9 protein-coding genes are annotated in these 10,620 nt (G+C 34.5%); 2 read left to right on the forward strand and 7 right to left on the reverse strand.

Features of this window, described 5'->3' with window-relative positions; translation table 11 throughout:
- Positions 1-141: 141 nt before the first annotated feature.
- Genes walJ through yycF form a run of 5 tightly spaced genes read right to left on the reverse strand, consistent with a single transcriptional unit; the run spans position 142 to position 5,741 of the window.
- Positions 142-951: an exodeoxyribonuclease WalJ gene (gene walJ, locus EVI01_RS12675; protein ID WP_010751777.1), complete on the reverse strand. Its 810-nt coding sequence runs from the start codon at positions 949-951 to the stop codon at positions 142-144.
- A gap of 51 nt (positions 952-1,002) precedes the next feature.
- Positions 1,003-1,887: a two-component system regulatory protein YycI gene (locus tag EVI01_RS12680; RefSeq protein WP_010751778.1), complete on the reverse strand. Its 885-nt coding sequence runs from the start codon at positions 1,885-1,887 to the stop codon at positions 1,003-1,005.
- A complete protein-coding gene (locus tag EVI01_RS12685) occupies positions 1,888-3,201 on the reverse strand; it encodes a YycH family regulatory protein (protein WP_010751779.1) in 1,314 nt (437 codons plus the stop codon).
- Positions 3,198-5,033, reverse strand: a complete 1,836-nt coding sequence (gene walK, locus EVI01_RS12690) for a cell wall metabolism sensor histidine kinase WalK (RefSeq protein WP_010751780.1) — start codon at positions 5,031-5,033, stop codon at positions 3,198-3,200. The genes EVI01_RS12685 and walK overlap by 4 nt, the downstream gene beginning before the upstream one ends.
- Before the next feature lie 3 nt (positions 5,034-5,036).
- Positions 5,037-5,741, reverse strand: coding sequence for a response regulator YycF (gene yycF / locus EVI01_RS12695; RefSeq protein ID WP_010751781.1), 705 nt, complete (start codon positions 5,739-5,741; stop codon positions 5,037-5,039).
- A gap of 623 nt (positions 5,742-6,364) precedes the next feature.
- Between yycF and EVI01_RS12700 the strand changes: the two genes are divergently transcribed.
- A complete protein-coding gene (locus EVI01_RS12700) occupies positions 6,365-6,946 on the forward strand; it encodes a hypothetical protein (RefSeq protein ID WP_010751782.1) in 582 nt (193 codons plus the stop codon).
- 726 nt (positions 6,947-7,672) lie between these two features.
- On the opposite strand, the gene EVI01_RS12705 is transcribed toward EVI01_RS12700, so the two are convergent.
- Together EVI01_RS12705 and EVI01_RS12710 are read right to left on the reverse strand one after the other, a co-directional pair.
- Positions 7,673-8,530, reverse strand: a complete 858-nt coding sequence (locus EVI01_RS12705) for a DegV family protein (protein ID WP_010751783.1) — start codon at positions 8,528-8,530, stop codon at positions 7,673-7,675.
- Positions 8,520-9,086, reverse strand: coding sequence for a DUF1836 domain-containing protein (locus EVI01_RS12710; protein ID WP_010751784.1), 567 nt, complete (start codon positions 9,084-9,086; stop codon positions 8,520-8,522). The genes EVI01_RS12705 and EVI01_RS12710 overlap by 11 nt, the downstream gene beginning before the upstream one ends.
- Positions 9,087-9,411: 325 nt before the next feature.
- On the opposite strand from EVI01_RS12710, the gene EVI01_RS12715 reads away from it, so the two are divergent.
- The gene (locus tag EVI01_RS12715; RefSeq protein ID WP_025480689.1) at positions 9,412-10,356 is read left to right on the forward strand and encodes a tocopherol cyclase family protein; all 945 of its coding nucleotides are present in this window, start codon (positions 9,412-9,414) and stop codon (positions 10,354-10,356) included.
- Positions 10,357-10,620 lie beyond the last annotated feature (264 nt).

Below are 10,620 nucleotides of genomic sequence, written 5' to 3' on the forward strand. Positions count from 1 at the left end.
TCGCTTCTTTCACAACCTTTTCCACGGTGTTCTAAGCATTGCTTCTACGGAATTAAGAACAAAAAGGCAAAAATATGAGGAGCTATTTTCGCCTTTTTGTTCTTAATTCTTGAAGCAGACCATGCTTTTCACAACCTTTCACTAAATAGAAAATAATTCAGTGGCTTCTGATGGATCGGTGTCGTAGATGTTAAAATCATAGCCTACGCCTAAGTCTTTTTCCTTAAGCACGTTCTCCATAGTCAAATGAGCGAGTTCTTTGAGATTGTTTTCTTTACTCAAATGACCAAGATAGATTCGCTTGGTACGATCACCAATTACATCCGTCATCACTAAAGCGCCATCTTCATTCGAGAGGTGTCCACGATCGCCTAAAATTCGTTGCTTTAAATTCCAAGGATAGGGGCCCATACGTAGCATTTCTAAATCATGATTGCTCTCCATCAAATAACCATCAGCGTTTTTTATGATACCACGCATATGATCGCTACAATAACCAGTATCAGTTAACATTACAAACGAATGATTTTCTTTATAAAAACGATAAAATTGTGGAGCTGCTGCATCGTGAGAAACACCAAAACTTTCAACATCTAAATCACCAAAAGTTTGAACTTTCCCCATTTCAAATAAATGTTTTTGCTCAATAGGAATATTTCCGATTAATGGAGACATCGCTTCCCAAGTTTTTTCATTGGCAAATACATCTAAATGATATTTTCTAGCTAATACTCCTACTCCATGAATATGATCACGATGCTCATGAGTAACCAAAATTCCATCTAATTGGTCAGGTGTTCGATCAATTTGAGCCATCAAAGAAGTAATTTTTTTCCCGCTGAGTCCAGCATCTACCAGAAGCTTTTTTTTATCACTTTCGATATAAAATGAATTTCCAGAACTTCCACTGGCTAATATGCTGATTTTAAAAGCTGGTTTTTCTTCAGCCATTTGACTACTTCCCTTCTTAACTTGTAAACTTTTTTCATTATACCTACTTTTTTAATGATCTTCCACCTTTGGAATCGTATTATTTGTTACAATCGTGTTACTAAATGCGTTAACTGATTCTATTTGAATGGTTTTATCTGATGTTTCGATGGCAACATACCAGACTGGAACGTATACATTTTTTTCACGTACTTTTAAAATACATGAATAAGCCAGTTGTCGCCAAAGGATTTTAGAACCACGTGATATCTTATTATTTATATATAACGTTTTGATCGCATCTTCTTCTGTGTGTAGTTCCGTTTTTTCACGTAATTGTTCAATCTCTGATAAATGAGTTTGGGTATACTTAGTCACTACATAATTTTTATCTTTGCGCTCTAATGAAAAGACAATTTTTGCTGTATCATCATAAAAAGGTAGTCCATCATATTTTTGGCTTGCTTGAACCTCAGGTGTTGAACTATCTAGATTAGAAAAGTTTTTTATATACCCGTAATCACTACCAAATAAGACGTTATCTTTTTTAGTTAAAAAGCTAGTGATGGAACTTCCCATTCTATCTGGATCAAAAACATCATTTTCTGCCTCTGTCTCTGATAGAGTTTTTGTTAAAACATTATCATTGATCACGATACCACTCGACAATAAGCTTCTTTTTTCTGTGTCACTACGTTCTTTTGAAGGACGCTCTGCTAATTTCTTGCTAAGGTTAGTTTCTTCTGCACTTAAATAATACCCTTGTCTACTTTCACTAGAAATTTTCCCCGTATAAGAAATATCCTCGCTATCCAAGCGTTGTTGGATAGATTCGGTTTGATCGGAACGAATCACATTGCTCTCTTGACGAAGGGCTTCCTGGTAACTACTGAATAAAAAAACATTCAATCCTAGAAACGCGACGAAAAAAATCCATTCAATTTTTTTGAAATCCATTTACTTCGCCTCCATTCCAGGTAAAAGTTCGAGTAATTCATTGACAGAATACCAGTTGTCTTGATACTTTACATACCACTCTGGTAATAAATCAACGACTCGATTGGTTTCTTTAATATTTTGCCAAGTATACCCCACAATGAGTGATTCCATTTTTTCTTTATTCGCACCTTTATCGACAAGATTTTGGATGATCGTCTCCGTACTTGGTAATTCAACCTCTTCATCGGAGGGAATTGGTACTTGGATCGTATTCAAACTTGTTTGTATCTTGACTTGGGCATTCACTCGATCGTCACTGACTTCAATACCTATTTTCCCCTTACTATCTGAACCAAACACCGGGAATCCTTCTACGAAAATTCGATAATCGATTTGGTTTTTCTCTCGATCAAAGTAGCGCATATTCCCTAATGAATTCCCCAACTTACTGATATATGGAAAACTTTGCGAAAAAATATTTCCTTCTTTATTTTCTTTTACAATCTCTCCTCGAAAATCAACAATTTGTGATTCTGAATGAATCGTCATTGTTTCATTTCCATCATAGAAGAGCAATTCATTGCTTTCATTGTTTGTTTTGACTTCATCTGGTTTTTGAAAAAATGCATTTCTAAATAATGTATAGGGTTGTTGTGACAAGATATAACTATATTTTTTTAATTTGATCTTACTTTTTGTCTCATATTGAGGCTCTATGACTGAAGGTGATTGTTTCATTTCAGTCCATGTGGCATCCGTTGCAGCTAACTCTTTGTTTAGACTCGCCCAATCTACAGAAAGTTTCGTTTCATAAATGGAATGATTATCATAATTAATAAAACGCACTTTTTCATTTTTTTCATCGAACTGGATACGTGTAAAATAGATAGATTCAATTCGATTTGCAAGATTTGTAAAGTCTAAATTTAATTGGAATGCTTCTTTGTATTCACTAAGAAGTAGTGGCGCGTTATAGGTGAATTCAATTCCTTCCTCAATTGCTTTCATTTTATTGAATTTTTCTTCATCGCCATTGACAATTTCTGAAACTTTTCCAAATCTGGCGCCTTCAATTACTGTTTGTAACCGAGAAACTAAATTTTCACTATTGGTTTCTCTAATAAGATCTGAATGTAGCCAAGTGACATGTAGTGGAAGAAAGACCTCTGATTCCTTTCGACTATTTTGTGAATCGATCACTTGTGAGTTTGATTCGTCCAGATCAATAGAAGTTTTCCCAGCCGGACTCAACCAAATGACGTAAGAGAAATAGAGACTTAACGCAATCATTAGAATCAAGCCTGTTCGAATAACTTTCTCAGAAATTTTCATTCCCACCATTCCTCCTCATAAGGTTCATACGGCAATGAGATATAAAATGTCGAACCCTGTCCTTCTTTACTTTCTGCCCAAATGGCACCACGGTGTGCTTTAACCACTTCTCTAGAGATGGCAAGGCCTAGCCCTGTTCCCCCTTGAGCCCTCGCTCTCGCTTTATCCACTCGATAAAAACGCTCAAAAACACGATTTAGGTCTTTCTTCGGTATACCTAGTCCCTGATCGGTAATACTCAAGATGACATTATTATGCGTCTCTAATAAACGGCAAGTAATTGTTCCACCATCCGGAGAGTATTTAATGGCATTATTCATAATGTTATCGATCACTTGAATCACTTTATCTGTATCAATTTCCACCCAAAGATCTCTTTGAGTAAATTCACGATTGATTGTGTAATTTTTCTCTTGATTTCCAACCATCATATCAAATCGATCAAGAACAAAATTAACTAGTTCATTAAAATTCACGTACTCTAATTGTAATTGCGTATTTCCTGTATCCATTCGTGACAAATTTAAAAGATCATTGATCATACGAATCATTCGATCCGTCTCATCTAACGTCACTTTCAAGAAATTAGGTGCCACTTCTTCATCCTTCCAAGCACCTTCACTTAGCGCTTCAATATAGCTACGCATGCTCGTTAAAGGCGTACGAAGTTCGTGAGAAACATTGGATACAAATTCTCGTCGTTCTCTTTCAGTTTTTTCTTGTTCAGTGACATCGTGAAGCACAGCAACTAACCCACTAATGAAACCAGACTCTCTGCGAATCATGGAGAAATCTACTCGTAAAATCATTTGATCACTTTCCATTAAACCTATGGAACGGTCAAGGACCATTTCATTTGGATCTTCTAAAAGTTTACGTAAAGTATATTCTTCGTCAATATCTAATAAAGTCAAGATGGATTGGCCGATTGCTTCTTCATTTTTTACATCTAACAAAGAAGTAGCCATATCATTGATTGTAATGACTTTCCCTCTGCGGTCTGTCGCAATGACTCCATCCGTCATATGTGACAAGACACTATCTAACCGATTTCTTTCTGCTTCCATTGTATCTTGTGCTTCTTCGATTCTTTCAGCTAGTTGATTGAATGTATCTGCTAGTTGACCTAACTCATCTTGTCCATGAACTTTTACTTTGCGACTATAGTCACCGCGAGCGATTCTGATCGCCTGTTCGCGCATTTCACCAATTGGTTGAGTAATCGATCGTGCCACTAAGACAGAAACAATCATGGAGATAAATGCAGCAATCATTGAAGCCGTGAAGAAAATGATGGCGGTATTATTGATTTCTGAATACTTTTGTTCAATGTTGCTTTTGACGTAAAGAGCCCCGATAACGGCATCGCCGGTCGGGGATAGAATCGGTTGAATGTTGATGTTCACTCGCTTATCATCATTATCTAACGCTACATAACGCTTGGTCGTAAAATCATTGATATCCACATAATCATTTTTTTTCCCAACAGAACTTTGATCGCTCACATCTGTGGTGCCTCTTATGATTCCTTTTTCATCGACTACGCGAATCTCAATAATATCGCTTGATGCATTATTTTCAATAAAACGCTTGATATTTGCATTTACTTCTTCTACTTCTGCATTATCTTTGCGATTTAATTCTGGACTAATCGTCGTAGCTAAAGATTCAACCGTTTGATTCATGTCTTTGATAAACGTGTTGATCGTTGAACGTTCCAAACCTCTTATAAAATAAGCACCAATAATTTCAATAGAGATCAGCAAAATCAAAATAAACGTAATCGCAATTTTAAAATTAACTGATCGAAAAAAACGCACTTTTCCTTTCATCAATTACTCCTGTTCTTGGTTACGTAAGTAGTAACCCACTCCCCGTCGTGTCACTAAATAATTAGGATGACTTGGATTATCTTCAATTTTTTCACGTAAACGTCTGACCGTCACGTCAACTGTTCGCACGTCACCAAAGTAATCATACCCCCATACGGTTTGAAGTAAATGTTCACGTGTCATTACTTGTCCAATATGTTTTGCCAAATAAAAAAGCAATTCAAACTCACGATGGGTAAGTTCAATGGTTTCACCACGTTTGGTTACCATATAAGCATCAGGATGGATCGTTAAATCACCAATCACTAATTCAGAAGGAGTTGCATCTTCCACTTCTTTTGTAGCAGTAGCGCCACGACGAAGGTTTGCTTTTACGCGAGCGACCAATTCCCGATTTGAAAAAGGCTTTGTCACATAATCATCAGCACCTAATTCTAATCCTAGTACTTTGTCGATTTCAGAGTCTTTTGCTGTAACCATAATGATGGGCATGTCGTAAGTTTTACGTACTTCACGTGCTACTTCTAATCCATCCATTTTCGGCAACATCAAATCTAATAAAATCAAATCAGGTTCCACCTCAGTTACTTTTTCTAAGGCTTCTTCCCCGTCATAAGCGGTATAAACATCATAGCCTTCCTTAGCTAAATTAAATTTAACGATATCCGAAATCGGCTTTTCGTCATCGACAACTAAAATTTTTTTCATAAAGAGCCACCTCTTCTTTGTTATTGTCATACTTTCTTTATTATACCGTATTTCTTGAGATGTTTCATCTTTGTAACAAAGTAGCGTAGTCATGCAATTTCATTGTTTCTTTATTTTTTGTATCTAGCTGAAAAAGTATCTCTGTCTATTACTTGTCTTCACTTTGAACAATAAAAATTTAATAGATAAAAACAATCAAAAGTAGAGCTTTTTACTTGGTTTAATTTTATTACATTCTTCGACTGATTTTTATTAGAGAGTTTATGATAAAAAAATTGTTTAGTCATGATGATCAAAACAACAGCACAAAATTTAATACATATCCAACAAATTCCATTTCTATTTGGCTATTTGAGATTGGGTATATGTAACTAAATGACAGTACAAAGCAGACTCGTATGGAAGAAAAATCATCAAAGTGACGAGTAATTCACCCTCTTAAAAATCATTCACTTTTATACAAATTTAATCGTTAATATTCCATTTTTATTCAAAAAAATGAAAAAGAGGATTTATTTTTTCGCATATAAGCCTATATTTTTGTGATAAGATAACAACATTAATTACATTGAGGTGTTTTCACGGAAAATTTTTATGAATTTGGCTTTTATAGAGTAGTCATTATGACCATTATTTATTTTTTTAGACAATTAAAATATGCGAAAATCAAAAAAAATGTAAAAATGATCGAAGACAATCTAGTGAGGAAAAATTATCCGAATTTGTCAACGAATGATTTGAATTATCGTCGTGTCACCCTTGCTAATTATCAGAGATTTTATTTCACGGAAAATTCACGAAAAATAAAATTAAAAATGATTAGTTCACTTGGTGTATTCATCACAGTTGGGGCACTAATCAGCTGGGTGGTATCAAAAAATACCATTGGGATTGGCTTGTGTTTAGTTCTCTTCGACTTCTTTTTGGCTATTCTTTATTTGAGTACACCCAATACAAAAAAAGAACGTACTTTTTGGGAAAATTATCTGAATGAACATCCTGATAATTCTTTGATGATCTTACTGCCATTAATAGATGAACGTGCCATTTTATATAAAGAATCCAAAAAAATGGCTATTTATAGTATCCTTTTAGGAATTGTTACATTAAGTTTTACAAGTGTGTTATTTATTACATGGTGGTTGAATACTATCTATTTTATATTTGAGCCTCTCACACCGAGAATCACGAATATTATCGGATAATGGATAAAATAGCTAAAAAATACTAAGAATTACCAGAAAATTCACACATTCATTGTACTTTAACTAATTTAGGCATTCATCCCCCCATTCTCTACCGGGAGGTGATGAATGCCTTGGATAAGGAAGCTTATTGCCTTTTTATTTTGTTTGGTATTATAATCAGCCTAAATAAAAAAACAGTGGCTAGAACATAGAACTGGATACAACTAATCATTCGGTACTTCTTCTCTATTATTTTAGTCACAAAATAGCACAATAAAGGATGGATAACGAAATATCTGATGATGGAAGAATAATGTTGAATGAATCGCAAAATCGTATCATCTAACCATAGTTGAATGGCATCATGAGAAACATCATGTACATATAATGTCCGAAACTCATCTTAAAACAGAATAGACAAAATTTATCAATACCTATAAAAGTGCTAGTTCACGGTAAAATCATTCTGATGGAAGGTCTATGAATAAAAGCACTGGATTATCGTAGAAACTACGGGGATTGCTTGGGCCATAAAAGAAACTGCTACGAATAAAAAAATAATCTTGCAAGTCTGCTCTTTTTCCCAGAAGCACTCTCTTCAATTAGTTTCAATTTATTTTTTGAAGAAGCCACTTCTAGAATATCTTATACTTATAACAAAGAGGATGACTTTTATCATCCTCAAAAAAATTGCTATGTTATTAAAATTGTCTTGTTTTTTATAGTAAGATATTCTTTTACGTCTTAATTATCTAATACTTGTACCCCTACACCTAATAATCCTGGACCAGTGTGAACAACTAAAGCTGGAGAAATCTGTCCAAAATAAATTTGTTGTGCTTGCGGAATCTCTTCTTTTAATCTTTCTCTCATAGCCAATGCTTCTTCTTTGGCATCACCGTGAGCCACAGCAAGATTAAATTTTTTGGCTGTTCCTATTTTTTCTTTTACATAAGAGACTGTTCGATCCAAACTTTTTTTGCGCCCTCTGGCTTTTCCTACCGTATAATAAATCCCTTCTTCATTGCAAGAAATAATTGGATTTAATTTTAAAGCATTTCCCAAAATTGAAGCAACTAACCCAATTCGTCCGCCTTTTTGTAAATATTCCAATGTAGCAACATTAAAAAATACCTTGGTTCGTTTCACTAGTTCATTGAGTTTTTCGATTAGCTGATGCCATTCCATCCCTTCTTCTAACCATTTTGCGGCTTGGATGGCTGAAAAACCTGCTCCGATACCAATATTTTTTGTATCTAATACATACGATTCTAACTCTTCTTGTTGTTGGGCAATTAATCGTACAATATTGTAGGTTCCGCTTAATCCACTTGAGATAGTGATAGCTAAAATTCTTTCGTATCCGTCTTGTTTGATTTGATCAAAGATTTTAGTAATGGTTTCCCCATCAGGTAAAGAAGTTCCTGGAATTTCTTGAGGTAATCTTTGATAAATTTCTTCTGGAGTAATATCGACTTTATCCGTATATACTTTATCTTTATAAATAATTTTTAATGGAATGACATATATCTGATATTTTTCAATTAGCTCTTGGGGTACATCTGTACCTGAGTCCACTAGGATTGCTACTTTATTTTTCATTTTTTTTCTCCTCAATTAAATACTCAGTTTCTAAACTAATCGTTTTTTCTGCTAATAGTTTCATTGCAAATGACAAGGTGGCGGATCTAACTGCGATATATTCCACCGGTATCTTTTGATCAAGTACTTGTGGGTACATTTCTCCTTGTGCCAGCTGGCTGACCATTTTGATCGCTTTTTCTTGTTCATGACAAAATAGATTATAGGCTTCTCGGATACCGACCGTTTTTCCTTGAAATAAAATTCCTTCTTTTATTTCTGGAATGGTTAGTACTTGTTTTAATGTCGTGATTGCAATTAAAAATGCGACGTGTTCTTTGTTGTATCGTTTTTTCACTGGGGCAGGAACTAAACCTAATTTCACATAATTATTGACCATCGATGAAGTAAGCAATGGATGTTTTTCTCCTTGGATAACTGGTGAAAGATAACGATCAACCAATGTCCTAACTTGATCCATATAAAGCTCTAAGTCGGGCAACTCGTCCCATTGAGGCAAATGAAATCTTTCCAGTTCTTTTCCCCATTCAATTAATTGCTGACGCATTTTTTCCATTGTTTGATCTCCTTTGTCGATTTCTCAAACATTTATTAAAGTTATTAAAAACATCCAATCTAGTCTTTTTAACTAGGTAACTCAATTATAATAAATTTACCGACAAAATGAAACAATTTTACTTTGATTCTTTTGACATAATCAAAGGAACCAATAGATCATGTACTACGTAATAACAATCGTACTTTCATTTTGACGATCACTCTAATTTCTTCTAATAAGATGATGCCTCCCATAAGTAAAGGCTTTCATTTTCTAAGCTTATTTAATCCTTCTTTTGACAAGTCATGATACACTCAATTTGACGAAAGGGAGGAAAATAATGATGATTACAACCGATAAATTTTTTCAAGGAGAAAACCAAACTTCTCCTTTTTTTGAAGGATGGTATTTTAAACATCAGATTGAGCATGAAGTCTATTCTTTTATCCCAGGTTATTCAATCGCAGAAAATGGTGAAAGGTGCCCTTTTATCCAAGTGATCAGTCATGAACAATCCGAAATTTTCTTTTTTGACAGTGACCAGTTGTTTGTCGCAAAAGATCACTTGTTCATAGAAATCGGGAAAAATACATTTAGTGAAAAAGGACTTTCTCTTTCTTTAACAAGCCCCAATTTAACAATAACAGGAACGATTGATTACGGCAGTTTTACACCTTTACGCCGAACCAATTATGCTCCGAGCATTATGGGACCTTTTTCTTATTTGTCATTTATGGAATGTTACCATGGCATCTTAAGTATGAAACATTCTTTGAAGGGACAATTAACATGGAATAACCAGCAAATTGATTTTACTCATGGCATTGGTTATTTAGAAAAAGATTGGGGAAGTTCGTTTCCAGCCACCTATTTATGGGCACAATGCAATCAATTCGAAATGATTGATGCACAATTTTTCTTTTCTGCAGCTGAGATTCCCTTTCTTAAAGGACGTTTTTTAGGTGTCATTTCTGTTTTACAGGTCAACAATGAAGAATATCGCTTTGGTACTTACTATGGTGCAAAAATTTTATCGATCTTCAGAAAAGAAAATAACTTAGTAATCATCATGAAACAACAGCAACTTGAACTAACCATTGAAGTCCAAACAGAGGGCGGTCATCCATTAATGGCTCCACATCAAGGTTTGATGAATCGAATCATTCGGGAAAAAGCCAGTACAGATATAACAGTCACGCTACAAAAAAACAAGGAAATTATTTTTAAACAAAAAGGAAATGCTGCGGGGTTTGAAGAAGTTGGTTATCTACGTGGTTTTTCTTATTAGAATTAGAATACCCGCCGTTTAGAAAACGGCGGGAAGGAGTAAAAATGAAAAAGTGTTAGGGTTAGTTCTCTTGCAAGAACTTTTGTTGGTTGGTATGTTTATATAATAGCGAGCTTTTGTGAATAATCTATGAATAAATTACTATAAAGAAATAAAGTTTTCTATGATTTTTTTTTTAAGCGAGACTTGCATTTTAAAATTTACAGTGCTACTATTATTAAGTAAAATTCATTGGGCCGTTAGCTCAGTTGGTAGAGCAGCTGA

The sequence above is a fragment of the Enterococcus villorum genome, from assembly GCF_007990225.1.
In the GTDB taxonomy this organism is placed as follows: Bacteria; Bacillota; Bacilli; order Lactobacillales; family Enterococcaceae; genus Enterococcus_B; species Enterococcus_B villorum.

Excerpts from the sequence above, each read along its gene's own strand:
- walJ (WP_010751777.1), bottom strand. The coding sequence starts at position 951 with ATGGCTGAAGAAAAACCAGCTTTTAAAATCAGCATATTAGCCAGTGGA.
- EVI01_RS12680 (WP_010751778.1), bottom strand. The coding sequence starts at position 1,887 with ATGGATTTCAAAAAAATTGAATGGATTTTTTTCGTCGCGTTTCTAGGA.
- EVI01_RS12685 (WP_010751779.1), bottom strand. The coding sequence starts at position 3,201 with ATGAAAATTTCTGAGAAAGTTATTCGAACAGGCTTGATTCTAATGATT.
- walK (WP_010751780.1), bottom strand. The coding sequence starts at position 5,033 with ATGAAAGGAAAAGTGCGTTTTTTTCGATCAGTTAATTTTAAAATTGCG.
- yycF (WP_010751781.1), bottom strand. The coding sequence starts at position 5,741 with ATGAAAAAAATTTTAGTTGTCGATGACGAAAAGCCGATTTCGGATATC.
- EVI01_RS12700 (WP_010751782.1), top strand. The coding sequence starts at position 6,365 with ATGACCATTATTTATTTTTTTAGACAATTAAAATATGCGAAAATCAAA.
- EVI01_RS12705 (WP_010751783.1), bottom strand. The coding sequence starts at position 8,530 with ATGAAAAATAAAGTAGCAATCCTAGTGGACTCAGGTACAGATGTACCC.
- EVI01_RS12710 (WP_010751784.1), bottom strand. The coding sequence starts at position 9,086 with ATGGAAAAAATGCGTCAGCAATTAATTGAATGGGGAAAAGAACTGGAA.
- EVI01_RS12715 (WP_025480689.1), top strand. The coding sequence starts at position 9,412 with ATGATTACAACCGATAAATTTTTTCAAGGAGAAAACCAAACTTCTCCT.